Here is a 26,197-nt window from a genome sequence, read left to right on the forward strand (position 1 = left end):
GTCAGAATATTCAAAATTTAATATTTGGCCCCCAACAAATCTGAATCACCTTTAGAAATGGTAATTGAATATTCGAATCCTAAACATTGTTTAGGTATGATACAGTGAAGTATATTTTTTTTAGGACTTACTTGTAGAGATTTCACGTTCGAAATGATAATATTAAGCTGGTAAAATCCGTTTTAATCCGTGTTTTCGCAAAGCGAATCCGCGTCATCCGCGTTCTATATTGTCGCCAATCTTTGTCGAGCTTCTTATGGAGATTTCTCGTTCCTCGAAATGACAATATTAATGGAAAAGCTTTACGTCTTTTTAAAAGCTTAGCGCCTCAGAATCTCAGTACCTTAGCACCTTTAAAAAGAATTAGCTTATATAATTCCAGATATTTTTCTTTTTAGTAAGTTCAAGAAATACAGCTTTCAAAACTGCGTGTTCCGGTTTTTGCAACGGACCATCTTCTTTAAGAATTTTCATTGCATAATTTCTTGCAAGACTTAAGATTTCACGATCACGCACAATATCTGCAATTTGAAGATTTAAAACACCACTTTGCTGTGTTCCCATTAAATCTCCGGGACCACGAAGTTTAAGGTCGACTTCGGCAATTTCGAAACCATCATTCGTCTGAACCATCGTTTCCATTCGGGTTTTACTGTCGGCACTCAATTTATGACTTGTCATTAAAATACAATAACTCTGCTCAGCGCCACGACCAACACGGCCGCGTAATTGGTGAAGCTGAGACAATCCAAAACGTTCGGCACTTTCGATAATCATTACACTCGCGTTTGGAACATTTACACCAACTTCGATTACCGTTGTTGCGACCATTATATTAGTTTTGCCTTCAGAAAAGCGTTTCATTTCGGCATCTTTATCCGCAGGTTTCATTTTTCCGTGTAAGATCGAAATCGAATATTGAGGCAACGGAAAATCACGGGAAATACTTTCGTAACCGTCCATTAAATCCTTATAATCCATTTTTTCTGATTCCTGAATCAACGGATAAACAATATATATCTGTCTTCCAAGCGCAATTTCATCTCTTAGGAATTTCCAAACCTTCAAACGATTACTATCAAAACGATGCACAGTTTGAATAGGTTTTCGGCCAGGAGGCAATTCATCAATTACCGAAATATCTAAATCTCCATACAAACTCATTGCTAAAGTTCGCGGAATAGGAGTGGCGGTCATAACCAAAACGTGTGGCGGAATATCATTTTTCTTCCATAATTTAGAACGCTGTTCTACGCCAAATCTATGTTGCTCATCAATTACAGCCAAGCCCAGATTCTGAAACTTGACTTTGTCTTCGAGTAAAGCATGCGTTCCGATTAAGATATTTAAAGTTCCGTTTTCAAGTTCTTCGTGGATGATTTTTCGAGCCGAAGTTTTAGTTGAACCTGTAAGTATTTTGATGTTTATATTTAAGGTTTCTGCTAATTCTGATAAACCAATAAAATGTTGATTAGCGAGAATTTCTGTCGGCGCCATTAAACAAGCCTGAAAACCATTATCCATCGCCAAAAGCATGCTCATAAAAGCCACAATAGTTTTTCCGGAACCAACATCACCTTGCAGTAAACGGTTCATTTGAGCATTACTGCCCATATCTGAACGGATTTCTTTGATCACCCTTTTTTGTGCATTTGTAAGCTCAAACGGCAAATGATTCTGATAAAACTCACCGAAAAATTCCCCAACTTTCGAAAATGGATGTCCTTTTATTTTATGTTTCCGAATCAGATTTTTGGTAATTAATTGCAACTGAATAAAGAACAATTCCTCAAATTTAAGTCGGAATTGGGCTTTCGCCAAAATCTCAGTGCTTTTAGGAAAATGGATGTTGAATAAAGCCGCTCTTTTTGACATTAAATTTAATTCAGCGATCAAATAAGGAGGAAATGTTTCTGTAAATAAAGCTTGAGTTTCAATAAACAATTGCTCCATTATCTTGTTAATCGTTCTATTTGAAATTCCCCTGTTTGCCAGAGTTTCAGTCGAAGGATAAACAGGTTGCATTGCAGAACGAAGACTTTTTTCATGCTCGCTAAACAACTCAATTTCCGGATGCGCCATACTAAATTGACTTCCGTAAAGAGAACATTTTCCAAAAATCACACAAACTTCATTCAGCTTTAAACTTTCACGAACCCATTTATGTCCCTGAAACCAGTTTAAGTCCATTTGTCCCGTATCATCTACAAAAGTAGCAACAAGACGTTTTTTGTTTTTGGCAAACTCAACCGTTTTTATGTTGATAATTTTTCCAATAATCTGAACTTCTGAACCCGTATTCTGAAGTTCGTTTATCTTATAATAACGAGTTCTGTCAATATATCTATTCGGAAAAAAATTAACTAAATCACCATATTTATGAATTCCCAATTCCTTACGAAGCAATTGACCACGAGTTGGGCCAACACCTTTTAAGTATTCGATTTGAGTTTCAAGGAGATTATAGGACATTTTTTGTAGACTTCTTAAAATTTAGAGTATAGAAAATAGATTATAGAACATAGAGAAAAGATTATAGAAGCAAGATTATAGAATCAAGCAACATATTTTATCTATATTGTATGTTCTATAATCTTTTCTCTTTAAGAAAGCGAAGATAGATTTTAATTAGGAATTTTAAAAATGAGAGAATTTAAACTATAGAAAATAATATCTTTGAAGAATAAAATTTCAAAAAATGACTACACATTTAGCACTTTTAAGAGGAATCAACGTTTCTGGACACAATATGATGAAAATGGAGGCTTTGAAAGCAATGTTGGAAAATATTGGTTTTAAAAATGTGAGAACTTATCTTCAATCCGGAAATGTTTTTGTCGATACAGACGAAGAAAGTGCGTCGAAAGTTGGTTTTATGATCAAACAGGAAATTTTTAAAGTTTTTGGACACGAAGTTCCTACGATTGTGATCACAAAAGAAGATTTGGAATTATGTTTTAAAAATAGTCCGTTTTTGAAAGAAAAAGAAGTTGACACTAAAAAATTATACGTTGCTTTTGTTTCGATTGCTCTAAAAAGCGAAAACATAAACGACTTAAAAATAAGCCAATTTAAACCTGATGAAGCCAGTATTGATGGCAACAGAATTTTTATTAAATATGCTGTTGGCGCTGGAAAAACAAGATTTGATCAAAAATATATTGAGAAAAAACTAAACGTGACTGCAACAATTAGAAACTGGAATACGGTGACTAATTTATTGAATATGTACTCTGAATAATTAGAAAATGTGTCAATTAGAAAATGAGATAATTTATTTGAGTGTTCTAATAATTATCAAATTGACACATTATCTAATCATCTAATTTAGTTTTTAGGAACCAAATCACAATACCAAAATCCATAATCAAAAGCATCAGTTGAATTGGTATCACAAGCAGTATTTGAAGAATCTTTGGTTTTTGGTTTTTCATATTTTCGATAAACGATTTCTCCAATTTCGAATTTTATAGGTTCTGAAAAAATTGGTCCATCAAAAGTAAAAGTATGAAATTCGCCATTTTCGCCACAAACATCTACATTTTCAGGTAAATCATTTATAAAGATTTGATCGATTACACGTCCAACAAAGCTTTTGTCCAGATAACGCTCGTTTACACAAACCACAATAGTTTTGAAACCTAAGGAAATAAACTCATGAATCAAATCGGGAGTAGGGATTTTCCAGATTGGGAAAACGCCTTCAAATCCTAGTTTAGCCAATTGATCTTCGCGATATTTTCGCAAATCTTCCAGAAAAATATCTCCAAAAACCGAATGTGTAATACCTTGTTCTCTTAATTCTGTTAAGGATTTGGTCATTACATCTTCGTAAACTTCCATTGTAGGCATTTCCGGAATTTGTAAAATTTTCAATGGTAAACCAATACTTTTTGCTTGCGCTTCAAGTAATTCAACACGAACACCATGCATCGAAATGCGTTGGAATTGTTGGTTGACACTCGTCATTAAATATTCGATTTTAAAATCAGGATTCTGTAAAATTTTATATAAAGCAAGTGCAGAATCTTTTCCGCTGCTCCAGTTAAATAAGGCTTTTTTGGGCATTGACACGATAATGTAATTTTCTGTTGGTAAACTTACAAATTTCGTTCGATTTGTTGGCGAAACCTTTGTAACTTTGGATCTTTGCCACAAATTTATCCTTAATGAAATATATTCTTCTCTTTTTTACCACTTTCATTTTTGCACAACAAACTCAATTTGTCGATTTCAAATCGGTTAAAGGCCAATTGAAATTAGATGCATCAGACAAAACAATCGCCGGTTCAGTAGAATATCAGTTTGATGTTTTGAAACCAACTGATACGATTAAAATTGATGCCAAAAACATGGAATTTACCAAAATCCGAATCAATCAAAAAGAAGTCAATTTTGTAAATACTGGCAAAGAATTGCAGTTAATTGATAATTTTCAGAAGGGAAAAAACACATTGACTTTTGATTATTGGGCAAAGCCAAAACAAGCGCTGTATTTCATTGATATGGAAAATTCAGAAGTTCAGATTTGGACACAAGGACAAGGAAGATATACGAGTAATTGGTTTCCGAGTTTTGATGATGTAAATGAAAAACTGATTTTTAATCTCGGAATTACTTTCAATAAAGACTATCAGGTAATCTCAAACGGAATTTTAAAAGAAAAAACGACAAAAGATGATTTAACCCAATGGCAATACGGAATGGAAGAACCTATGAGTTCTTATCTGGCAATGCTTGCGATTGGGAAATATGATAAAAAAGAACTGAAAGCAAAGTCAAAAATTCCATTAGAATATTATTTAGAAAATAAAGATGTTAATCGTTTTGAATCAACATATCGCTATTCAAAACGAATATTTGATTTTTTAGAGAAAGAAATAGGCGTAAAATATCCGTGGGAAATTTATAGAGAAATTCCGGTTCGTGATTTTTTGTATGCAGGAATGGAAAATACAACTTCAACACTTTTTGCGACGCGTTATGTTGTTGATTCAATAGGTTTTGAAGATAGAAATTATACAAATGTTGATGCGCATGAGTTGGCACATCATTGGTTTGGCGATTTAATTACCGCCGAAAGTAGCACGCATCACTGGCTTCAGGAAGGTTTTGCAACTTATTATGCTTTGCTTGCTGAGCGAGATATTTACGGTGAAGATTATTTTTATTCGAAATTATATGATTCTGCACAACAAATAAAATTTGCTTCCAGAACAGATTCAGTTCCGGTTTTGAATGCCAAAGCAAGTTCTCTGACTTTTTACGAAAAAGGAGCTTGGGCGTTGTTTGTTTTAAATGAAGCAATTGGAGATAAAGCATTCAAAAAAGTGATAAAAAATTACTTGAAAAAGTATTCTTATCAAACCGTAAATACCCAAAATTTCTTTGACGAAATAAAGAAAGTTTCTGATTTTGATTTAGACAAATTTCAGAAAACATGGTTAGAATCTCCAGCTTTTGATACGCCAACAGCAAATGCTTTATTAAGTAAAAACAAGGCAATTCAAACACGTTTAGAAGTTGATAAATTAAAGAAAACGCCTTTGGCTGAAAAAGAAGTTTTTCTGAAGAAAACTTTAGAATCAGATGTTTATCAAGGTGTGAAACAAGCAATTGTCGATCAATTAGCAAATGAAAAATACGAAGCCAAAAAAGATCTTTTACTCACAGCTTTAAAAACGAATAATGTTCAAGTCCGACAAGATGTTGCGAGTACTTTGACTAAGATTCCCGAAGATTTTAGATTAGAATATGAAACTTTGCTTGACGATAAATCATATCAAACGCAGGAAATTGCTTTGTTTTGGTTGTGGAAAAACTTTCCGGATCATCGCTCAGAATATCTTGATAAATCAAAAAACTGGATCGGTTTCAATGACTATAATCTTCGTACAATGTGGCTTTCGTTAGTTTTATCCACACCAAATTATAGTGATAATTCAGAAGCTTTGGTTACAGAATTAATTTCTTTTTCTTCAACGAAATACGAAGCTACAACAAGACAAAATGCGCTTGAAAAACTCATTTCCTTTAAAATTATTAATGATCAGGTTCTGACTAATTTAGTATCGGCAACAACGCATCATATGTGGCAGTTTTCTAAGTTTGGAAGAGATACAATTCGGTTTTTATTAAAAAATTCAGAAATGCGTGTTTCATTTGAAAGAATTTTGCCTAATTTGACCCCTGATGAACAATTTCAATTGGATCGTTTGTTGAAAGAGAAAAAAGAGTAGAGAAGAAAGAAGCAAGATTATAGAAGAAAGATGTTAGAATAAAGAGAATAGAATAAAGAATATAGATTTATAGAAGAAAGATGCAAGAAGCAAGAGTAAGGATTTTTTACGTGTAAAATAAAGTCTTGGTTCTTTGCTCTAGCATCTTTCATCTTCTAAAAGCCAAAAAAAACAAATACAAATACCTACAATATATTTATGAGAGCATTGGTTATTTCTGGTGGAGGAAGTAAAGGCGCATTTGCTGGCGGTGTGGCGCAATATTTAATTGAAGAAAAAAATCACGAATATGATTTGTTCATCGGCACTTCTACCGGAAGTTTGCTGATTCCGCATTTAGCGTTGGGACATATCAAGAAAATTCATTCCGTTTACACGAATGTTACAATGGGAAGTATCTTTAATATTTGCCCATTTGTCGTTAAAAATAAAGACGGAGTTGATATTGTAACTATAAATCACTTCAATGTTTTACGTCAGTTTTTTAAGGGAAAGCGAACTTTTGGAGAAAGTAAAGGATTAAGGAAATACATCCAGAATAACTTCAGTCTTTCGGATTTTAATAAATTGAAAAAACTGAATAACGACGTAATAATCACCGTAACCAATTTTACCAAAAATGAGTCAGAATACAAGTCTATAAAAGATTGTAGTTACGAAGAGTTTTGTGATTGGTCCTGGATTTCGAGTAATTATGTTCCGTTTATGAGTTTGGTAGAGAGAAATAATTCTGAATATGGAGATGGCGGATTTTCGAGTTTGGTTCCTATTCGTGAAGCTATCAATCGCGGCGCAACAGAAATTGATGTAATTATCCTGGAAACAGAAGTTAATATGGATAAAACAGTTATTGGCAAAAATCCATTTTCTTTAATGATTGATTTGTTTAGAATTGCTTTAGATCAGGTTGAAAAACACGATATTGCTATAGGAAAACTTATGGCAACGAATAAGAATGTGAAACTTAACTTATATTACACACCAACAAAACTGACCAATAATGCGCTTATTTTTAATAAAGAAGTGATGAAAGTTTGGTGGGAACAAGGTTATGAATATGCTCAGAATAAGTCTGAAATTATGAGTGATAACAGATAATATAAGAAGTTAAAAATCAAGAATGAAGAAATACTACGGAATTATATTTGCTGTTGTTTATGCAATGCTTTTTAGGGTTTTAGTCGAATTTAATGTTATTGAATTTAATTCACTCGATTATCTGATTATTGTTCCAATCATAATGGGATATTTACCTTTTGTAATCGATCCTAAAGTTTTTGCAGACAGTTGCTTAAAAGCAATACTTTTTCCGTTGATAAGCTCATTTCTATTTTTATATTTTGCTTTTAGATCAAGATTTGAAGACTTAGGATGTTTGATTATTTTACTTCCGCCTTACGTAGTTTTTTCTGTTTTGATAAGTGTTATTTTTAGATACGTTATTAAATTTCGAATAGAAAAGGAAAAAGAAAACACCAATAGAAATAGTTTGTTATTAGTCTTGATTCCAATCGTTTTAGGGAATATTGAAAAATATGTAGAAAAAAAAGAATCGAGTTTTCAGGTTTCCCAAACAGTAGAAATTAATGCTTCGAATGAGTTTGTTTGGAACAACTTAGCTTCAGTTCCTGAACTTACGAATGATATAGATAATTCCGTTTATAATTATTTAGGTTTTCCAAATCCGGTAAAATCCGACTATAATTCCAAGACAAATACAAGATTAGGATATTTTGATAACGGAATAGTTTTAAATGAGAAAATTATAGAATTAGATAAATTCAAGAAAATGTCTTTTGCTATTAATGTTGATAAATCAAAGCTCGAGAATAGTCAAACATTTAAGCATGTTCTTAAGAATAAAAACTTGGTTTTTAGTTCTATAACATATGAACTTGAAAAAATAAATGAATCGAAAACAAAACTAACGCTTGTTTGTGATTATAAAGTGAGAACAAATGTTCCGCTTTATGGAGAATTTTGTTCGAAGAATATAATTGCTGATTTTGAAAGCAAATTGCTGAATGCTTTAAAGAAAAATCTTGAGCTTAAAGAAAAACAGATTTAAATAAGATTGATGTAGATTATGATAATATCTTTTGATCTGGACGATACATTGATTTCTAAAAATAAATTTCAATTAGAAAAAACAAATTTTCTTCAGCGAATTTTTGGAATTGAATCTCTAAGAAAAGGAACAATAGATTTATTTAAAGAGCTAAAAAAACAAAAGCATCAAATTTATATTTACACAACTTCCTGCAGAAGTGAATCAAGAATAAAAGGGACGTTCTGTTCTTATGGAATTTCTGTTGATTATGTAATTAACCAACAGAAACACCAAAAAAAGAGTAGTAAAACAAATATTCGTTGTTCAAAATTTCCTCCAATGTTTCATATTGATATCCATGTAGATGATTCAATTGGAGTTGAAATGGAAGGTCAGAAATTTGGTTTCAAAACCATTATAATTTCTGAAACAGATGAAAACTGGACTCAAACAATCTTGAGTAAAATAGATTTACATCAAGAATTGTAATTTACCAAAGTTCGGCTACTTCATTTTTAATATATGCCAAAGCTGCATTACTTGGAGATTGTTTCTCTAGTAAATCATTCAAAATCTTTTCGCGTAATTTATCTGCATTGTCAACACGATCGCTCATGGCAGCTTTACGAATGATTTGTATCGTTGAGTTTTTTGCTGTTGTAATAATTGTCCAACATTCATCAGACATGTAAATTTGTTGCGTCAAATTGTGCTCAAATTCTTGTTCGATTTGATCGATTACAAAGTTTTCATAATCGTGTTTTTCGTTAGAAATCGGAGCAATTCTAATCAATAATTTCGTAAGGTTGATACGCTCTAAATACAGAGTCATACGCTCGTAAGCCTGTAAACGTATTGGTAACGATTGTTTTTGATATTCTCTGTTTAATAAAAAGTTACGCTTTTTATCATTGTTTTTAATGTGTAGTTCAAAAAAACTATAAGCCACAAATCCGGTAACGATGGCTGGTAAAGTGTAACTGGCTAATTCTATAATTCTATTAAAATCCATTTGGTTCAATTTTTCAACAAAAATATACTTTTTGAGGAGAAATCCGCTCTAAATTTATTGTAATAAACAAAATGGAAGTTTACTTTTGTTTCCTTCTTCTAAAACCTACTGAAACACAACATTAATGGATTCATACATTATACTTTTCCTTTGTTTAGCAGCTTTTGCAGCTGGATTTATTGATGCAATTGTAGGCGGCGGCGGATTGATTCAAACTCCAATGGGATTGATTTTATTACCTAATCTGCCTGTTTCGACCGTTATTGGAACACTGAAATTACCAGCTTTTAGCGGAACTGCTTTTGCAGCTTTTCAATATTTGAAAAAAGTAGTAATTCAGTGGAAGTTGCTTTTGATAATGATGTGTTTGGCAGTTCCGTCGGCATTTTTGGGTTCTACTATATTGACAATGGTAAGCAATGATTTTATGAAACCACTTTTATTGGTCGTTTTATCGTTGTTGTTTATTTATACGTATGCAAAGAAAAATTTTGGTCAGCATGAAGCCAAAGATCATTCGGCTACAACGCAAATTATTTATGCGGTAATTATCAGTGTAATTGTTGGTTTCTATGACGGATTTATTGGTCCGGGAACGGGAAGTTTTTTTGTAGTTGCTTTTATTGCTTTGTTGGGTTTCGACTTTTTGCACGCTTCTGCAAATGCTAAAATGGTAAATCTGGCAACCAATTTTGGTTCGATTTGTTTGTTTATGATTAAAGGAAAAATCATTTGGTCAATCGCAATTCCTATGGCAATTAGTAACGGACTTGGCGGATGGCTTGGAGCAAAATTGGCAATTAATAAAGGAAATGGTTTTATTCGGATTTTCTTTTTGGTTGTTGTAATTGGTACTTTGATACGATTTGCCTATGATGTATTTTTTAAGTAAAAGGTTCTAAGAGACTAAGTTGTTAAGGTTCTGAGTTTTTTTTAATATAAGTGAATGGTTTTTAGGTTGTGATTATCAAATTATAGACTATCTTTGTATCAAAATTAATAACTTAAAGTATCATAAAATGATAGAAATAGTTGAGAATTACGAGAACTACATTAATAGTATACCAGAATTGATAGGCAAATCTTATTATAAAGCTGAGTTTTTTATGCAAAAACTGGGTTTAAAACATGCTACATATTATAGAAAATTGAAATCTAAAAATTTTACTCATCAAGAGGTTAAATTAATTACAACTTTATTATTTCCTGAAGAAATATTGATGCAGGAGTTGCAAAAAAGTGAAGAAGATATAAAAGCAGGTAGAACTATTAATTTTGAAGATTTTAAACAAAAACTAATAACTAAGTATAACATCTAGTTCAGCTGGATTTCGTTTATTATCCCAGAATAAAGCAATATATATTGTTTGATTTTCGATTGTATAAAATAAATAAACTTTATTTGATATTAAAAACTTACGAAAGCAAGTTTTTTTATACTTAGAACCAATATGAATGTTTTGCGCGATCATTTGCATTATTGAAATAGTTTGGTTTGAGAATTTAGTTGATTTAGAGTCGTTATACTTGCTAATAATTTGAAAAAAAGTTTTCTCGGCAGTTTCGGTTAATTCTACATTCATTTGTGAATTTAATAAGTTTTACAAATATATAATATTTTAAGGATTTTTCTTTCAAAATTAAAAAGCACTTGTTTTTGATCTAGCCCCGATAGAGGCGGTATCCTCGCAGTGAAACGGAGAGATATAGCCGAAAGCGGGAACTATGTTTGTTGAAAAAACCAATTGTTTTGCTTCAAAAAAAAACTTAGAAACTTATAATCTCAGAAACTTAGTATCTTAAAAAAAGGTAGTAGCTTATTCAATCATTAATTCTTATTTTTGCATAATATGGAGAAAAATTTCATGCAAAAGTACATTGATCAACTCAATGAAGCGCAACGACAACCCGTGCTGAAAAAAGACGGGCCAATGATTATTATTGCTGGTGCAGGTTCTGGAAAAACCCGTGTTTTAACTATTAGAATTGCTTATTTGATGGCGCAAGGAATTGACGCTTTCAATATTTTATCGCTTACGTTTACGAACAAAGCTGCTCGTGAAATGAAGCATAGGATTTCGGATATTGTGGGTGCATCTGAGGCAAAAAATCTTTGGATGGGAACTTTTCACTCGATTTTTGCGCGTATTCTTCGTGCAGAATCGGATCATTTGGGATATCCATCCAATTTTACCATTTATGATTCTCAGGATTCGGCGAGACTGATTTCTTCTATTATTAAGGAGATGCAGTTGGATCGTGATATTTATAAACCAAAACAGATTTTAGGCCGTATATCTAATTATAAAAACAGTTTAATTACGGTAAAAGCGTATTTCAATAATCCTGAATTGGTAGAGGCCGATGCGATGGCTAAAAGACCACGTTTAGGAGAAATTTATCAGCAATATGTAGAGCGTTGTTTTAAAGCAGGCGCGATGGATTTTGATGATTTGTTATTGAAAACCAATGAGTTATTGACTCGTTTTCCTGAGGTTTTGGCAAAATATCAGAATCGTTTCAGATATATTTTGGTTGATGAGTACCAGGATACAAATCACTCTCAGTATTTGATTGTTAGAGCTTTATCTGATAAGTTTCAGAATATTTGTGTGGTTGGTGATGATGCGCAGAGTATTTATGCTTTTCGTGGAGCAAATATTAATAACATTCTGAATTTCCAGAAGGATTATGAAGGTGTAATAATGTTCCGTTTAGAGCAAAATTACCGTTCGACAAGAAATATTGTTGAAGCGGCAAATACGGTGATGGAGCATAATAAAACAAAATTGGATAAAGTTGTTTGGACTGCAAATGATTTTGGTCAAAAGATAAAAGTACACCGCAGTTTGACAGACGCCGAAGAAGGTCGTTTTGTTGCAAGTACGATTTTCGAACAAAAAATGCAAAATCAATTGCATAATGGTTCGTTTGCGATTTTGTATCGTACCAATGCGCAATCTCGTGCAATGGAGGACGCGTTGAGAAAGCGTGATATTCCGTATCGAATTTATGGAGGTTTGTCATTTTATCAACGTAAGGAAATCAAGGATGTTTTGTGTTATTTACGTTTGGTAATTAATCCAAAAGATGAAGAAGCGTTGGTTCGTGTAATCAATTATCCGGCACGTGGAATTGGTGATACTACTGTTGAAAAACTTACGATTGCTGCAAATCATTACAAACGTTCGATTTGGGAAGTGATGGTGAATATTGATAAAATCGACTTGAAATTAAACGCGGGAACGAAGAATAAAATCAATGATTTTGTTACGATGATTCAGAGTTTTCAGGTAATTGATCAAAATCAGGATGCTTTTTATATTACAGATTATGTAGCTAAAAAAACTGGTCTTGTTCAAGAATTGAAGAAAGATGCAACTCCGGAAGGAATGGCGAAGATTCAGAATATCGAAGAGCTTTTGAATGGTTTAAAAGATTTTACTGAAGGACAAAAAGAAATTGATGGCGCAAGAGGAGCTTTGTCGGAATTTATGGAAGATGTGGCGCTTGCAACTGATTTAGATAAAGATACGTCTGATGAAGATCGTGTTGCTTTGATGACGATTCACTTGGCAAAAGGACTTGAATTTCCGCACGTTTTTGTGGTGGGAATGGAGGAAGATTTGTTTCCGAGTGCGATGAGTATGAGCACCAGAAGTGAATTAGAGGAAGAACGTCGATTATTTTACGTAGCTTTAACTCGTGCAGAGCATCAGGCATATTTGACTTACGCACAATCTCGTTATCGTTGGGGGAAATTGACAGATAGTGAACCGTCACGTTTTATCGAAGAAATTGATGGACAATATTTGGAATATCTAACTCCTGCGGAAACTAATTATAGATATAAATCGCCAATTGATGGTGACATTTTTGGTGATATAGATAAATCTAAATTGCGTCTGGCAAAACCAATTGGTTCAACGCCACCAAAGCATGTTACAGATAATCATCCAAAACCGGATTTGAATATTCGAAAACTAAAACCTGTTACAGGAACTAATCCGAATACTCCAAGTGCACCAAATTTATTCGACAATAAATTGACAATCGGAAATGTTGTAATGCACGAACGTTTTGGAAAAGGTGAAGTTGTAAATCTGGAAGGTGTTGGTGCGGATAAAAAAGCCGAAATAAAATTTGAAGTTGGAGGTCTTAAAAAGCTTTTACTTCGTTTTGCTAAATTGGATGTTGTAGGGTAGAGAAATGTTTCAAGTTTCAGGTTTCAGGTTGCTTGACTTTGAGTATAATTTTAACCGCAAAGTTCGCAAAGATTTACGCAAGGCACACAAAGCTTTGCGAAACTTTGCGTAAATCTTTGCGAACTTTGCGGTTAGACTACACAGCTATGAAATTTAAACCTGAAACAAAATAAACTTTAAACAAAAAACAAAATGGCTGAGTTCATAAAAATATATCCGGATAAACCTAGTGAAGCTGCAATTGCCAAAGTGGTAAAAGTGCTTCAGAATGGAGGATTGGTAATTTACCCAACTGATACTGTTTATGGTTTGGGCTGTGATATTACAAATTCACGTGCGTTGGAGAAAATCGCAAAAATTAAAGGTGTGAAATTAGAGAAAGCAAACTTCTCATTCATTTGTCATGATCTGAGTAATTTATCAGATTATGTTCGTCAGATTGATACATCTACTTTCAAGATTCTGAAAAGAGCTTTACCGGGACCTTATACTTTTATTTTACCTGGAAATAATAATTTACCAAAAGAGTTTAAAAAGAAAACGACTGTTGGTATTCGTGTTCCTGATAATAATATTATTTTGGAAATTGTTCGCCAATTAGGAAATCCAGTGGTTTCAACTTCGATTCGAGATGAAGATGATGTAATTGAATATACTACAGATCCTGAATTAATTTTTGAAAAATGGCAGAATATTGTCGATTTAGTTATCGATGGTGGTTATGGCGATAATGTTGGTTCGACTATTATTGACTTATCAGATTACGAACCAGTTATTGTGAGAGAAGGTAAGGGTGATATTGGTATTTTGTAAATAAATACTGAAACTGTATAATAGTTAAAAATAAATAACTAACTTTAGTATAGTTAAAATTTAGTTAGTTAATTTAAAATAATGCTATTCTTGATTTATATTTAATTGGTTATTAAAAAAATTAAGGATACATAAAAGCAGGTCAATTGACCTGCTTTTTCTGTATTATAAAGTATGTAAAACTAAGATTATTTAGCTTGTTTTTTCATTTCTTTTTCAATCATATCATAGAATTGATCGATTTTTGGCATAACCACAATACGAGTTCTTCTGTTACGAGCTTTGTTTTCTGGAGTATCATTAGCAACTAATGGTACGTAAGAACTTCTACCAGCAGCAATTAATTTTGCAGGGTTAACTCCAAGATCGTTTGTTAATACACGTACAATAGATGTAGAACGTTTAACACTTAAATCCCAGTTGTCTAAGATAAATCCGTTGCTTTTGTAAGGAACGTCATCTGTGTGACCTTCAACCATACATTCGAAATCTGGTTTGTCATTTACCACTTTTGCAACTTTAGCCAAAACAGATTTTGCTTTGTCGCTTACGTCGTAGCTTCCGCTTTTAAATAATAATTTATCTGCAATAGAGATAAATACAACTCCTTTTTCTACGTTGATTTCGATATCTGGATCGTTAATACCAACTGCTCCTTTTAAACTAGTAACTAAAGCAAGTGTAACACTGTCTTTTTTAGTTAAAGCATCTTGAAGTCTAGATATTTTTAAATCTTTCTCTTTTAAACTTTCTAAAGATTTTTCAAGATTTTCAGCTCCTTTAGTAGTTAATACAGTTAAATCTTTAGAGCTATTGATTAAGTCTTGATTATGTGCTTTGTAGCTTTCAGCTGTAGCAGCAAGTCCAGCTTTTTCTTCAAGACAAGAATTTAATTTTACGGTGCAAGAGTTTAATAAATCCTGAATCTCTTTGTTCTTAGCTTCTAATGCTGCATATTCTTTTTTCGATACGCACGAAGTTAAGGCCATTAATACTGTTAGTGCGATAACTATTTTTCTCATAGGTATTATATTTAATTAAACGTTGATTACAAATTTAGTTTTTAATATTTTGTTTAGTGTTAAAGATTTCTTTAAAAACACCCAATTTCCTGATGTAATATAGGTAAACGATACTTTTGACGGTATAGTATTGTTGTATTTGAAAATCTTTTCTTTTACTTAGATATTTTAAAGATAGGCAATAAAAAGAGAAGTGCGCCTTTAAAATAGCAAAAGTATGGCTGAACTTACCTTGTGTAAGAAAGCGGATACCGGCAATACCATCTAAAACCATTCGGAAGAAAATCACAAAAAATAGTCCCTTTTTAGGTAAGTTTTTGACAAGCATTAATAGTGAATTTCTAAAATTCAAAAATGTCTTTTTCGGATTCCCTTGTTGCAATGTGGCGCCTCCAACGTGATATACAACAGATCCCGAATTGTATTTTATAATATGTCCTTCATTTGCAGCTCTCCAGCATAAATCGATTTCTTCCTGATGCGCAAAAAACGTTTCGTCAAAACCTTTTAATTCATGATATACTTTGCTTCTGATAAAAAAACAAGCTCCGGAAGCCCAGAATAATTCGCAATTATCGTCGTATTGCCCGTTGTCTTTTTCGATAGTATCAAAAATTCGGCCACGACAGAAAGGGAAACCGTATTTATCAATAAATCCTCCGGCTCCACCAGCATATTCAAAGTATTCTTTATTTTTAAAATCAAGAATTTTAGGCTGAATTATTGCCGTTTGTATTTCGGTATCAAAAGTATGAATTATGGGTTGAAGCCAATTTTCTGTCACTTCAATATCTGAATTTACTAAAGCGTAAATCTCAGCATCTATATATTGTAAAGCATCATTATAACCTTTTGCAAAACCATAATTTCCACTATTCTGAACAATTTTAATAGTAGGGAAGTTTTGTTTGACGAAATTTATAGAATCATCTGTAGAAGCATTATCTGCGACATATATAGTGGCTCCTTCTGAAAATTGAACGACCGAGGGTAAAAATTGTTCCAACAACTTTACACCGTTCCAATTTAAAATGACAACAGCTATTTTATCCAAAAGTAAAATTTATTTGTTTTTAGTATTCTTTATTTCTTATAATCTGGCAAGTCTCTTAAAAACTGGTATTTTTCGTTTTCAAAATCCATCTGACAAAAAAAATGGCTGAGACCATTCGTTACATTCAAAAACCGTGCCTTCATTGTCATGTTATAACGGGCAATTTGATCAAAAGTTGCCTGAGAAATTTTTACTTCAGGCGCTTTGCACTCTACTAATATATGTATAGAACCATCAGAATTGAAAACAACAACATCGTATCGTTTTCGTAATCCGTTGACAGTTAAAACTTTTTCTACATTAATAAGTGATTTGGGGTACTTTTTTTCATTCATTAAAAAATGAACAACATGTTGTCGGACCCATTCTTCAGGAGTAAGAATGATAAATTTTTTCCTGATTTCATCAAAAATAGACACTTTATTTTCGCTATTTTTGAATCGGAAAGTATAAGTAGGAAAATTTAATTGCTGCATACTACAAAAATATTAAAATAGTTTAAAGTTTCATGTTTAAAGTTTCAAGTTGTTGGAACCAGAACCTGAAACCTTCAACTTGAAACAAAAGATTGAATGGACGAAGTTGTAAAAATTGTTAACGATATAAAGGCCGGAAATATCAAACCGATATATTTTTTAATGGGTGAAGAACCTTATTATATAGATAAATTATCGGAGTATATTGAGCAAAATGTTCTTTCGGAAGAAGAGAGAGGATTTAACCAAACGGTTTTATATGGTAGAGATGTTTCTGTAGAAGATATTGTTTCAACGGCCAAGCGCTATCCTATGATGGCTGATCGTCAAGTTGTTATCGTAAAAGAAGCGCAGGATTTATCAAGAACAATTGATAAAATAGAATCGTATGTCAATAATCCGATGGAAACAACTGTTCTTGTTTTTTGTTATAAATATAAAACACTGGACAAACGTAAAAAAGTAACTAAATTACTTGCTCAAAACGGAATCGTTTACGAAAGTAAAAAGCTTTATGAAAACCAAGTTGGTGATTGGATAAAACGTGTTCTTGCCGGAAAAAAATACACAATTGATCCTAAAGCTAACGCTATGTTGGTGGAGTTTTTAGGTACGGATTTGAGTAAAATCAATAACGAATTAGAGAAATTACAGATTATTTTGCCACAAGGAACTGTAATTACGCCACAACATATTGAAGAAAATATTGGTTTTAGTAAAGATTATAATGTTTTTGAACTTAGAAAAGCTATTGGAGAACGTAATCAGCTAAAAGCGTATAAAATTGCAGAGAATTTTGCGCATAATCCAAAGGAATATCCATTGGTAATGACAACAGGTTTGGTTTTTGGATTTTTTGTTCAGCTTTTAAAATACCACGGATTAAAAGATAAAAATCCTAAAAATGTAGCTGCTGCGATTGGTGTAAATCCTTATTTTTTAAAGGAATATGATTTAGCAATAAAAAATTATCCTATGCGAAAAGTAAGTCAGATTGTTGGTGCCTTGCGAGATGTTGATATCAAAAGTAAAGGAGTAGGAGCGAATGCATTACCACAGTCAGATTTGCTAAAAGAAATGCTTTACAAAATATTTAATTAAGCCGTGGAAATTCACGATATTTGCACTTCTAAAAATAAATCACATTAAAAAATAATTATCACAATTATGGGAATGAATAAAAATACCGTTTTAGGATGGGCTACTTTTATAATGATACTTATGGGATTGTTACTTATAGGTCTTGGAGCTTTTAGATACAGAGATGTATCAGGTTGGGGATTTGTAGCCGTTGGTGTTGGCTTTTTTGCGAATGCCTGGGTTTTTAATGCGTTGAAAGGTAGAGTTTAAGCCATTTCAAGATTCAATATCAAATTCAATTCAAAAGATTAAAAAAATTAGAAGAAAAAATTGACTAGATAAACTACTGAGGATTTGAAATGATCATTTTAGAAGGTTGACTTTCATTTTCGATTTCCTTTGCAATTTTTAAATATTTTATAATATCTTCTTCTTTCCAGTCTTTTTTTTGAAGATCTAAATATTCATCTAAAGCACTATCGAAATCATTTTCAAAATCAGTCAATTTTAAAGAAAACCCGAAGTCTGTTTGATAATTCAAAAAACCAACATAATCACCTAGCCGACAAATAAGATAGCAATTTTGTTTTTTATCTTCAATTGTTTTTAAAAGGCTAACAGTTTTATTAAACCCATAAACCAATTTGAAATTTTCTACAACTTGGATAGAATTCGTTACTATTCCATGTTTTACATTATCAGTTGTAATAATTCTGTTAACTTTAAAATCTAACATAATAGTTTATTTTTAAATGTTTAATCGATTACTTTTTGTTTTGCTAACTATCGGTGAAGTTTATTAAATACAAAATAAGACTTTATTTTTAATAATACAGAAAGAATTCTTTATAAATGTTGCAGACGGCTTTTAGTTGGGAGGATAAATAGCTTTAAAATGCATAAAATTCACCATATCAAATAAAAGCATATTCTTAACAAAATACCTCTATTTGAAAAATTGTTTAAAATTTCTAATTCATTTATTTTTTCTCGATTATGTTTTTTAAACAATAGCTTATATTTGTGAGAAATTATTCAAAATAGTATGTGGAAAAAAACATGGAATGATCCTGTTGGAAGTAAATTAATTTCGGTTGGTCTTGGAACAATAATTGCATTCTTATTAGCTTTTATTTATAGTAGATATACTAATGAAACCTTTGAGGTAGTTTTTGAAAAAATTGTTTTTTATAAACTTGAAATCGAGCTATATATAGCAATATTAATAATATTTGGATTCCTTATTGCACAGGCAATTATAAGAAAAATTATTAGATTTTTTAAAAATGGAAGTCCTGAAAAGATAGATCCAATTCAAAAATCTAATCAATTAAAAATAGATGATTTTATAAAAAGAAACCATATAATAAGATACTCAGACGGCTTTACATGTAGATATATAACCCAAAAGAGTAAGTATGATGTGTTACCATTTATACATACTTTGAGTTTTTTTTGTGATTTACATGATGCTCCATTAAAACTTTTTGGAGATAGATGCCCAGACCTTTCCTGCGAAAATAATAAACGAACTGTTAATAAATATTTAGCAAAAAATAACATCGAATCTTCCGTGTTAAACGATTGGTATTCAATTGATTTTGACTGATTGAGTTAGTATTATTTTTTTTTTTTTAGGATTTTTAAAAATTCTCCCAATGCTACCAATAGAATAGCTGGATTTATTAAAGTTATTCATCATGAATTTCTTTTTCTTCATTTTGTTTCTGTTGTAATGTAAAATCAATTCTTATACGGCATACGGCCTGGATTAGTTCGAGGACCTTTAATTAAAAGAATACTAATGCTTGAATTCCTACTATTTCACAATCATCTTTTGAATTCTTTTTATTTAAAACTATCTTTGTTATCATAATCTCAGATAAAGTATTATAATTTACTGGTTATAATATTTTAATTTATAGTGGGGACAATAGATATGGAGTTTGGATATAAAATTTTGAAAAATAGCATAGACACAATAATTATAAAACGCATTAAATAAATTAACAAATTATAAATCATAACAAATGTCAGACGATAAGAAAGTAATTTTCTCAATGCAAAAATTGAGCAAAACCTATCAGGGAGCAGACAAACCAGTGCTTAAAAACATTTATTTAAGTTTCTTTTATGGAGCTAAAATTGGTATTCTTGGACTTAACGGTTCTGGAAAATCTTCTCTTTTAAAGATTATTGCCGGAGTAGATAAAAATTATCAAGGAGATGTTGTTTTTCAACCAGGTTACACAGTTGGTTATTTAGAGCAAGAGCCAATTCTTGATGATTCTAAAACAGTTATCGAAATTGTTCGTGAAGGAGCTGCAGAAACAATGGCAGTTTTAGAAGAATACAACCAAATTAATGATTTATTTGGTCTTGAAGAGAACTACTCAGATCCAGATAAAATGGATAAATTGATGGATCGTCAGGCAGCATTGCAAGATAAAATCGATGCTCTTGGTGCTTGGGAAATCGATACAAAACTTGAAATCGCAATGGATGCGTTACGTACTCCAGAAGGAGATACGCCTATCAAAAACCTTTCAGGTGGAGAGCGTCGTCGTGTAGCTTTATGTCGTTTGTTGTTGCAACAGCCTGATGTACTGTTACTTGATGAGCCTACCAACCACCTTGATGCTGAGTCGGTTCTTTGGTTAGAACAACACTTAGCGCAATATTCTGGAACTGTAATTGCTGTAACGCACGATAGATATTTCTTAGATAATGTTGCTGGTTGGATTCTTGAGTTGGATAGAGGAGAAGGTATTCCATGGAAAGGAAATTATTCTTCTTGGTTAGACCAAAAATCAAACCGCATGGCGCAAGAAGAAAAAGTAGCTTCAAAACGTAGAAAAACTTTAGAGCGTGAGCTTGACTGGGTTCGTCAAGGAGCAAAAGGTCGTCAGACAAAACAAAAAGCGCGTTTACAGAATTACGATAAATTATTAAACGAAGATCAAAAGCAACTAGATGAAAATTTGGAAATCTATATCCCGAACGGTCCGCGTTTAGGAACAAATGTTATCGAAGCTAAAAATGTTGCGAAAGCTTTTGGAGATAAATTGTTGTATGATAATTTAAACTTCACTTTGCCACAAGCCGGAATTGTTGGAATCATTGGACCAAACGGTGCTGGTAAATCTACTATTTTCAAAATGATTATGGGTGAACAAGCTACGGATAGCGGAGAATTTTCAGTTGGAGAAACTGTAAAAATCGCTTATGTAGATCAATCACACTCTAATATTGATCCGAATAAATCTATCTGGGAAAATTTTGCAGATGGTCAGGAATTAATTATGATGGGAGGAAAGCAAGTAAATTCTAGAGCTTACCTTTCACGTTTTAACTTTGGTGGAGGTGAGCAAAATAAGAAAGTTTCAATGTTATCAGGTGGTGAGCGTAACCGTTTGCACTTAGCAATGACGTTGAAAGAAGAAGGAAACGTACTTTTACTGGATGAGCCTACGAATGATTTAGATGTAAATACACTTCGTGCACTTGAAGAAGGTTTGGAGAATTTTGCCGGTTGTGCCGTAATTATTTCGCACGACAGATGGTTCTTGGATAGAATTTGCACACACATTCTAGCTTTCGAAGGAGATTCTGAAGTTTACTATTTCGAAGGTGGTTTCTCTGAATACGAAGAAAACAAAAAGAAACGTTTAGGTGGTGATTTAACTCCAAAACGTTTGAAATACAGAAAGTTAATCAGATAATAATTCTGGATAATTTTTAAATTATAAAATCCCAAATTCGAATTGATAGATTTGAATTTGGGATTTTTTGTTTAGCGTAAAGTTTGTCATTTCGAGGAACGAGAAATCTTCGCAAGAAACTCGACAAAGATTATACTTTTCGTTGCGGAGCTACTTGCGAAGATTTCTCGTTCCTCGAAATGACAATATTGTGTAAAAATTGGAATACTATATTTTGAAATTTTACAAAAACTTACTCTTCAATTCAGGAGTTGGAATCATACAGCTTTCTTTTTTACCGTACCATTTGTAACGATTCTTCGCAATGTAATCGTAAATATAATTTCGAAATTTTTCCGGAAATATTTTAAAAACAGAAATCAAACTATAAATTCCTCCAAGTTCTTCAGCGATTTTAATTGCAGCTGTAGATTTGTAATAATACGCAACACCAGGATTGTATAAAATTATACTATCGATTTTAGTTTGATCAACGCCAATATAATTGCAAATCTCAATTCCTAATTCTGATTGCAAAGCCACAAAACGAAAAATATCTTTCTTATCATTTTTGATGATAAACTGAACAGCGCCGTTGCATAAATTGCAAACACCGTCGAAGAGGATTATTTTTTTGTTTTCTGGAAGGTTTTGCATTTTGAGGAAAAGTTTAAAAGTTTCAAGTTTCAGGTTTTAAGCTTTGTCAAAGTTTTGAACTTTGACAAAGCTGTAACATCTAGTTTGTCATTCCGAGGAACGAGGAATCTCCGCGGCAAAATTCTACAAAGATTAGAAAAACTTTGCGGAGCTACTTTCGGAGATTCCTCGTTCCTCGGAATGACAAATAGGAGTATAATTAATGCTATAAAAATAATTTATAAGAATGTAAAAAGCAATAATTTTTTCAAATCAAAAACAGCTTTCATAAATTGCTTTTAAGCTATTTTTGAAAAATATCCATCTTCGATATCGTATTTTTAAAAACGATTAACTAAATAGCTTTGTTTTCGTTTTGGACCATTTTTCATGTTTTTAAAGACTGAAAAACGCCGCTGAAAACTAAAAACTTACTTCTTTCCGGCTTCGACAAATTCCAATTCATCTAAACTTACTTTCGAAGTAAAGATTCCGTAATTGACTGTTGCCTTGTTTTTTTCGATAGAATCAATGCTTCCAACAGATCTTCCGTCGAGCATTCTCACGCGATCTCCAACTTTTAGAACTGGTTTTGGCTTCTCGATAACAGGTTTAAGTTTCTTTTCTTTTTTCTCTTTTCGAATTTCTTCCACCTGAACGGTTACTTCTGCAATGACTTCTTTTTTCTTTTCGATTATCGCTTTGGCTTCCTTCGGAGTTGCTTTTTTACGCTTTGAATTTTCGATTTCAATAATTTTCAAGAATTCACCAATAAGTTCCTTCTTGTTTTTATTGTTGAAATATTTCTCAGAGATATCTTCAATTTTCTGACCAATGTAAATTGTCTTTTGATTACTATCATATAATTCCTGATAGCTTTCCAATTTCTGTTTGATTTTTACATTGATGTTTTCCATCTTTTTGCTTTCCTCACGCGCTCGGGTTTCTTCTTCTTTAAGATTTATAGAAGTTTTTTCGAGTTTAGATCTTTCTTTCTGAAGCGTTGCAATCGTTTTGTCAAAACGAACTTTACCAACTTCAATCTTCTTTTTGGCACGATTAATTAATCCAAACGGAATTCCGTTTTTCAATGCAACTTCAAAAGTAAACGAACTTCCGGCTTGACCTAATGCCAACTTATACATCGGTTCCAATGATTTTTCGTCAAACATCATATTTGCATTTGTAGCAAAAGGCAATTCGTTTGCGAGAATCTTTAAATTTGAATAATGCGTTGTAATAATTCCGAAAGCTTCACGATGGTAAAATTCTTCTAAGAAAATTTCCGCTAAAGCGCCACCTAATTCCGGATCAGAACCTGTACCAAATTCATCAATCAAAAACATGGTTTTCTTGTTGCATTTCTTCAAGAAATAATTCATGTTTTTCAGTCGGTAACTATAAGTACTTAGATGATTTTCAATAGATTGATTATCACCAATATCAGTTAAAATTCTATCGAATAAAAAAGTTTCACTTCGTTCGTGAACAGGAATCAGCATTCCTGATTGTAGCATCAATTGTAATAAACCAACTGTTTTAAGCGAAATTGTTTTTCCTCCGGCATTTGGACCAGAAATTACAATGATTCGGTTATCTTGTTTTAATTCAATAGTTTGCGGATGTGTGACTTCGTTTTTTTGCTTGTTATTTAAATACAAAATCGGATGATATGCTTCTCTAAAGAACAATCTCCTTTCTTCGGTAATTGTTGGTAAGATTCCGTTTATTCTATTTGCGTATTTTGCTTTTCCGGCAACAACATCAATATCACTTAAAAATTCCTGATACTCAATTAATAAAGGTAAGTACGGACGAATTTGATTTGATAATTGCTTTAAGATTCTGGTAATTTCTTCTTTTTCTTCGTACTCAAGATTAGCTAATTCACGAGAATATTGCAGAGTCGCTTCAGGTTCAATGTAAGCGATACTTCCAGTTTTGGAACTTCCTAAAATTGAACCTTTTACTTTTCGACGATACATTGCAAGAACTGCTAAAACTCTACGGTTTTGAACAAAGCTTTCCTTGATATCATCTAAGTAACCAAGGCTATTATTGTGAGTAAGTGCAACGCCAAAACTTTGATTTACTTTGCCGCGAACAATATTCATGTTTTGGCGAATACTTAATAAAGCTGGTGAAGCGTTGTCTTTTATTTCTCCATATTTGTCTACAATAGCATCAATTAAAGTTACAATGTCTTTGGTATATTCAACCCTTGAAGCTCTTGCGTTTAAGTTTGGATAATAATCATCGAATTTTTTAAGGAAATTCAGTAAGAAATTCGATGTCGAAGAAAGTGTTGCAATTTTTCTAAAACTTCCTACTTCAAGAAAGCTATCTTCAATTGCTAAAAACTTAATTTCGTGTGTTATAGCGTCAAAACCATGATTTGGAATTGCGTTGTTATTTTCAAAAGACGAAACATACTCTGATGTCTGCATTAAAGCTTGCATCAAAGTTTCTTTGTCTCTAAATGGTGTTATTTGTAAAGCTTTTTCTTTTCCAATATCAGTATTACAGCCTGCTGAAATGGTTTCGAGTACTGTTGGAAATTGTAAATCTTGTAATGTTTTTTCGGTAATGGATATCATTATATATCGTAAGTTGTAAAATTCAAAGTTACAAAGTTTTAAAACTAAATAGCACTATTAATTGGTACTTTGGAAAAAACTTTGCGTAATTTGTATAAAATTTAGTAAAATGAAAATTAATCTTTCTCCAGAGTGGCAAGCAATTTTAAAAGACGAAATCCAAAAGCCTTATTTCAATGAATTGATGTTGGCTTTAGACGTCGAATACAAAACTCATACTTGCTATCCTCCGGCAGAATTAATTTTCTCGGCTTTTAACAACTGTTCTTTTTCAGATCTAAAAGTTGTTATTATTGGCCAGGATCCTTATCATGGAGAAGGTGAAGCCAATGGTTTAAGCTTTTCTGTAAATGATTCAGTTAAAATTCCGCCTTCATTGCGTAATATTTTTAGAGAATTAAATGATGATTTTGATTCCATTTTTATGCCAACTTCTGGCAATTTAGAAAAATGGGCTCAACAAGGTGTTTTACTTTTAAATGCTTCATTAACAGTTCGCAAAGATAGTCCAAATAGTCATAAACACTTAAAGTGGAATCTTTTTACAGATGCTGTAATTCAGGCAATATCTGATCAAAAAGAAAATGTTGTCTTTTTGTTATGGGGAAGTTTTGCTCAGAAAAAAGGTCTCAAAATAGATCGTTCAAAACATTGCGTTTTAGAATCTGGTCATCCTTCACCAATGAGTGCTAATCAAGGGAAATGGTTTGGGAATAAACATTTCAGTAAAACAAATGACTTTCTACAATCAAAAGGAATTAAAGAGATTGAATGGTAGATTTAAACCATATAAGTGATGTAAGTCAAATATAAGATTGATCTTAAAAAATTATGTTTGCCAATCTTTGTCGAGTTTCTAGTGTGATTTCTCTCTTCGGTCGAAATGACAAAAAGAACTACTGTTTCTCGGCTGGTTTCTTTACAATCTCGTCTAAAATCGCTTTATCTTCGTAGTTAATTACTTTAAGAATGATCTCTTGGTTTTTAACTGTTTTTCCTTCTATAATGTATAGTTTTCCTTTTTTGAAAGGAACATTACTTTGATCAAAATCAACGTCTCCGTATGTTAATGTGTTTTTAATATCTAAAGTATCAACCCATTTTTCGTTTAAAGTCTGGATTGCTGCAGGAGAATATTTAAAAGGTTTTGTTCTTAAATTATTCAAAACTCTGGCGTTCGGAAAGTAATTGCAACGAGTATCTTTTCCACTAAAAACAAGGGCTACAAAAAAGCATCCCATAATCAAACCAATCAAATAATATGCAAAACGATGTACGAACTTCATGAAATAAAATTTTTGCAAAGGTACGC

The 26,197-nt window shown here is 32.1% G+C and carries 24 protein-coding genes; 14 read left to right on the forward strand and 10 right to left on the reverse strand.

The genetic code is table 11. The annotated features are described in order from the left end of the window. Positions 1–363: 363 nt before the first annotated feature. Positions 364–2,472, reverse strand: coding sequence for an ATP-dependent DNA helicase RecG (gene recG / locus WN975_RS05420; protein WP_337965599.1), 2,109 nt, complete (start codon positions 2,470–2,472; stop codon positions 364–366). Between the two features lie 226 nt (positions 2,473–2,698). Here recG and WN975_RS05425 point away from each other — a divergent pair, with 226 nt between their 5' ends. Beyond that, positions 2,699–3,241, forward strand: a complete 543-nt coding sequence (locus tag WN975_RS05425; RefSeq protein WP_337965600.1) for a DUF1697 domain-containing protein — start codon at positions 2,699–2,701, stop codon at positions 3,239–3,241. An 86-nt stretch (positions 3,242–3,327) separates the two neighbouring features. Here WN975_RS05425 and WN975_RS05430 read toward each other — a convergent pair whose 3' ends face one another. Then, the gene (locus WN975_RS05430; RefSeq protein WP_337965601.1) at positions 3,328–4,068 is read right to left on the reverse strand and encodes a diphthine--ammonia ligase; all 741 of its coding nucleotides are present in this window, start codon (positions 4,066–4,068) and stop codon (positions 3,328–3,330) included. A 101-nt stretch (positions 4,069–4,169) separates the two neighbouring features. Between WN975_RS05430 and WN975_RS05435 the strand changes: the two genes are divergently transcribed. The 4 genes from WN975_RS05435 (at position 4,170) to WN975_RS05450 (ending at position 8,778) form a co-directional block, all read left to right on the forward strand. After that, entirely contained in the window at positions 4,170–6,239 is a 2,070-nt protein-coding gene (locus WN975_RS05435) for a M1 family metallopeptidase (RefSeq protein WP_337965602.1), read from the forward strand. Positions 6,240–6,437: 198 nt separating this feature from the next. Further along, the gene (locus WN975_RS05440; RefSeq protein ID WP_337965603.1) at positions 6,438–7,337 is read left to right on the forward strand and encodes a patatin-like phospholipase family protein; all 900 of its coding nucleotides are present in this window, start codon (positions 6,438–6,440) and stop codon (positions 7,335–7,337) included. 22 nt (positions 7,338–7,359) lie between these two features. Beyond that, a complete protein-coding gene (locus tag WN975_RS05445) occupies positions 7,360–8,307 on the forward strand; it encodes a hypothetical protein (protein WP_337965604.1) in 948 nt (315 codons plus the stop codon). A gap of 18 nt (positions 8,308–8,325) precedes the next feature. Continuing rightward, positions 8,326–8,778, forward strand: coding sequence for a hypothetical protein (locus tag WN975_RS05450; RefSeq protein WP_337965605.1), 453 nt, complete (start codon positions 8,326–8,328; stop codon positions 8,776–8,778). A 1-nt stretch (position 8,779) separates the two neighbouring features. Here the strand turns inward: WN975_RS05450 and WN975_RS05455 are convergent, their stop codons facing one another. Beyond that, on the reverse strand, positions 8,780–9,301 hold the full coding sequence (locus WN975_RS05455) for a hypothetical protein (RefSeq protein ID WP_337965606.1): 522 nt from the start codon (positions 9,299–9,301) through the stop codon (positions 8,780–8,782). 124 nt (positions 9,302–9,425) lie between these two features. Between WN975_RS05455 and WN975_RS05460 the strand changes: the two genes are divergently transcribed. The 4 genes from WN975_RS05460 (at position 9,426) to WN975_RS05475 (ending at position 14,319) form a co-directional block, all read left to right on the forward strand. Then, a complete protein-coding gene (locus WN975_RS05460) occupies positions 9,426–10,193 on the forward strand; it encodes a TSUP family transporter (RefSeq protein ID WP_337965607.1) in 768 nt (255 codons plus the stop codon). Between the two features lie 127 nt (positions 10,194–10,320). Further along, positions 10,321–10,620 carry a hypothetical protein gene (locus WN975_RS05465; protein ID WP_337965608.1) on the forward strand — a complete coding sequence of 100 codons (300 nt, stop codon included), beginning with the start codon at positions 10,321–10,323 and terminating at the stop codon, positions 10,618–10,620. Positions 10,621–11,166: 546 nt separating this feature from the next. Then, a complete protein-coding gene (locus WN975_RS05470) occupies positions 11,167–13,506 on the forward strand; it encodes a 3'-5' exonuclease (protein WP_337965609.1) in 2,340 nt (779 codons plus the stop codon). A gap of 192 nt (positions 13,507–13,698) precedes the next feature. Next, entirely contained in the window at positions 13,699–14,319 is a 621-nt protein-coding gene (locus WN975_RS05475; protein WP_099712356.1) for an L-threonylcarbamoyladenylate synthase, read from the forward strand. 188 nt (positions 14,320–14,507) lie between these two features. Here WN975_RS05475 and WN975_RS05480 read toward each other — a convergent pair whose 3' ends face one another. Genes WN975_RS05480 through WN975_RS05490 form a run of 3 tightly spaced genes read right to left on the reverse strand, consistent with a single transcriptional unit; the run spans position 14,508 to position 16,871 of the window. Beyond that, positions 14,508–15,341, reverse strand: a complete 834-nt coding sequence (locus WN975_RS05480; RefSeq protein ID WP_337965610.1) for an OmpA family protein — start codon at positions 15,339–15,341, stop codon at positions 14,508–14,510. Positions 15,342–15,375: 34 nt separating this feature from the next. Continuing rightward, positions 15,376–16,395 carry a glycosyltransferase family 2 protein gene (locus WN975_RS05485; RefSeq protein WP_337965611.1) on the reverse strand — a complete coding sequence of 340 codons (1,020 nt, stop codon included), beginning with the start codon at positions 16,393–16,395 and terminating at the stop codon, positions 15,376–15,378. A 29-nt stretch (positions 16,396–16,424) separates the two neighbouring features. Next, positions 16,425–16,871 carry a type I restriction enzyme HsdR N-terminal domain-containing protein gene (locus WN975_RS05490; protein ID WP_337965612.1) on the reverse strand — a complete coding sequence of 149 codons (447 nt, stop codon included), beginning with the start codon at positions 16,869–16,871 and terminating at the stop codon, positions 16,425–16,427. Positions 16,872–16,967: 96 nt separating this feature from the next. On the opposite strand from WN975_RS05490, the gene holA reads away from it, so the two are divergent. Both holA and WN975_RS05500 read left to right on the forward strand, forming a co-directional pair. Next, complete coding sequence (gene holA, locus WN975_RS05495; protein ID WP_337965613.1) at positions 16,968–17,972, forward strand: DNA polymerase III subunit delta; 1,005 nt, start codon at positions 16,968–16,970, stop codon at positions 17,970–17,972. Positions 17,973–18,038: 66 nt separating this feature from the next. Beyond that, entirely contained in the window at positions 18,039–18,221 is a 183-nt protein-coding gene (locus tag WN975_RS05500) for a CAL67264 family membrane protein (RefSeq protein WP_035666747.1), read from the forward strand. 73 nt (positions 18,222–18,294) lie between these two features. On the opposite strand, the gene WN975_RS05505 is transcribed toward WN975_RS05500, so the two are convergent. Further along, positions 18,295–18,687: a hypothetical protein gene (locus WN975_RS05505; RefSeq protein ID WP_337965614.1), complete on the reverse strand. Its 393-nt coding sequence runs from the start codon at positions 18,685–18,687 to the stop codon at positions 18,295–18,297. A 309-nt stretch (positions 18,688–18,996) separates the two neighbouring features. Between WN975_RS05505 and WN975_RS05510 the strand changes: the two genes are divergently transcribed. Together WN975_RS05510 and ettA are read left to right on the forward strand one after the other, a co-directional pair. Next, positions 18,997–19,560: a hypothetical protein gene (locus WN975_RS05510; protein ID WP_337965615.1), complete on the forward strand. Its 564-nt coding sequence runs from the start codon at positions 18,997–18,999 to the stop codon at positions 19,558–19,560. Positions 19,561–19,981: 421 nt separating this feature from the next. Then, complete coding sequence (ettA, locus tag WN975_RS05515; protein ID WP_055092340.1) at positions 19,982–21,673, forward strand: energy-dependent translational throttle protein EttA; 1,692 nt, start codon at positions 19,982–19,984, stop codon at positions 21,671–21,673. A 222-nt stretch (positions 21,674–21,895) separates the two neighbouring features. On the opposite strand, the gene WN975_RS05520 is transcribed toward ettA, so the two are convergent. Then, positions 21,896–22,309: a DCC1-like thiol-disulfide oxidoreductase family protein gene (locus tag WN975_RS05520; RefSeq protein WP_337965616.1), complete on the reverse strand. Its 414-nt coding sequence runs from the start codon at positions 22,307–22,309 to the stop codon at positions 21,896–21,898. A gap of 410 nt (positions 22,310–22,719) precedes the next feature. Beyond that, a complete protein-coding gene (locus tag WN975_RS05525; RefSeq protein WP_337965617.1) occupies positions 22,720–24,885 on the reverse strand; it encodes a DNA mismatch repair protein MutS in 2,166 nt (721 codons plus the stop codon). 109 nt (positions 24,886–24,994) lie between these two features. On the opposite strand from WN975_RS05525, the gene WN975_RS05530 reads away from it, so the two are divergent. After that, positions 24,995–25,663, forward strand: coding sequence for a uracil-DNA glycosylase (locus WN975_RS05530; RefSeq protein ID WP_337965618.1), 669 nt, complete (start codon positions 24,995–24,997; stop codon positions 25,661–25,663). A 118-nt stretch (positions 25,664–25,781) separates the two neighbouring features. Here WN975_RS05530 and WN975_RS05535 read toward each other — a convergent pair whose 3' ends face one another. Continuing rightward, positions 25,782–26,171 carry a DUF4258 domain-containing protein gene (locus WN975_RS05535; protein WP_337965619.1) on the reverse strand — a complete coding sequence of 130 codons (390 nt, stop codon included), beginning with the start codon at positions 26,169–26,171 and terminating at the stop codon, positions 25,782–25,784. Positions 26,172–26,197 lie beyond the last annotated feature (26 nt).

Origin of the sequence: uncultured Flavobacterium sp. (assembly GCF_951805225.1) — a bacterium.
Taxonomy (GTDB): Bacteria; Bacteroidota; Bacteroidia; order Flavobacteriales; family Flavobacteriaceae; genus Flavobacterium.

What these genes read in the sequence shown, in the direction of transcription:
- WN975_RS05510 (WP_337965615.1), top strand. Translation starts at nt 18,997, where the DNA reads ATGTGGAAAAAAACATGGAATGATCCTGTTGGAAGTAAATTAATTTCG.
- WN975_RS05530 (WP_337965618.1), top strand. Translation starts at nt 24,995, where the DNA reads ATGAAAATTAATCTTTCTCCAGAGTGGCAAGCAATTTTAAAAGACGAA.
- holA (WP_337965613.1), top strand. Translation starts at nt 16,968, where the DNA reads ATGGACGAAGTTGTAAAAATTGTTAACGATATAAAGGCCGGAAATATC.
- WN975_RS05480 (WP_337965610.1), bottom strand. Translation starts at nt 15,341, where the DNA reads ATGAGAAAAATAGTTATCGCACTAACAGTATTAATGGCCTTAACTTCG.
- WN975_RS05460 (WP_337965607.1), top strand. Translation starts at nt 9,426, where the DNA reads ATGGATTCATACATTATACTTTTCCTTTGTTTAGCAGCTTTTGCAGCT.
- WN975_RS05440 (WP_337965603.1), top strand. Translation starts at nt 6,438, where the DNA reads ATGAGAGCATTGGTTATTTCTGGTGGAGGAAGTAAAGGCGCATTTGCT.
- WN975_RS05475 (WP_099712356.1), top strand. Translation starts at nt 13,699, where the DNA reads ATGGCTGAGTTCATAAAAATATATCCGGATAAACCTAGTGAAGCTGCA.
- WN975_RS05465 (WP_337965608.1), top strand. Translation starts at nt 10,321, where the DNA reads ATGATAGAAATAGTTGAGAATTACGAGAACTACATTAATAGTATACCA.
- WN975_RS05425 (WP_337965600.1), top strand. Translation starts at nt 2,699, where the DNA reads ATGACTACACATTTAGCACTTTTAAGAGGAATCAACGTTTCTGGACAC.
- WN975_RS05520 (WP_337965616.1), bottom strand. Translation starts at nt 22,309, where the DNA reads ATGCAAAACCTTCCAGAAAACAAAAAAATAATCCTCTTCGACGGTGTT.
- WN975_RS05445 (WP_337965604.1), top strand. Translation starts at nt 7,360, where the DNA reads ATGAAGAAATACTACGGAATTATATTTGCTGTTGTTTATGCAATGCTT.
- WN975_RS05450 (WP_337965605.1), top strand. Translation starts at nt 8,326, where the DNA reads ATGATAATATCTTTTGATCTGGACGATACATTGATTTCTAAAAATAAA.
- WN975_RS05430 (WP_337965601.1), bottom strand. Translation starts at nt 4,068, where the DNA reads ATGCCCAAAAAAGCCTTATTTAACTGGAGCAGCGGAAAAGATTCTGCA.
- WN975_RS05505 (WP_337965614.1), bottom strand. Translation starts at nt 18,687, where the DNA reads ATGTTAGATTTTAAAGTTAACAGAATTATTACAACTGATAATGTAAAA.
- WN975_RS05455 (WP_337965606.1), bottom strand. Translation starts at nt 9,301, where the DNA reads ATGGATTTTAATAGAATTATAGAATTAGCCAGTTACACTTTACCAGCC.
- recG (WP_337965599.1), bottom strand. Translation starts at nt 2,472, where the DNA reads ATGTCCTATAATCTCCTTGAAACTCAAATCGAATACTTAAAAGGTGTT.
- WN975_RS05490 (WP_337965612.1), bottom strand. Translation starts at nt 16,871, where the DNA reads ATGCAGCAATTAAATTTTCCTACTTATACTTTCCGATTCAAAAATAGC.
- WN975_RS05435 (WP_337965602.1), top strand. Translation starts at nt 4,170, where the DNA reads ATGAAATATATTCTTCTCTTTTTTACCACTTTCATTTTTGCACAACAA.
- ettA (WP_055092340.1), top strand. Translation starts at nt 19,982, where the DNA reads ATGTCAGACGATAAGAAAGTAATTTTCTCAATGCAAAAATTGAGCAAA.
- WN975_RS05525 (WP_337965617.1), bottom strand. Translation starts at nt 24,885, where the DNA reads ATGATATCCATTACCGAAAAAACATTACAAGATTTACAATTTCCAACA.
- WN975_RS05535 (WP_337965619.1), bottom strand. Translation starts at nt 26,171, where the DNA reads ATGAAGTTCGTACATCGTTTTGCATATTATTTGATTGGTTTGATTATG.
- WN975_RS05500 (WP_035666747.1), top strand. Translation starts at nt 18,039, where the DNA reads ATGGGAATGAATAAAAATACCGTTTTAGGATGGGCTACTTTTATAATG.
- WN975_RS05470 (WP_337965609.1), top strand. Translation starts at nt 11,167, where the DNA reads ATGCAAAAGTACATTGATCAACTCAATGAAGCGCAACGACAACCCGTG.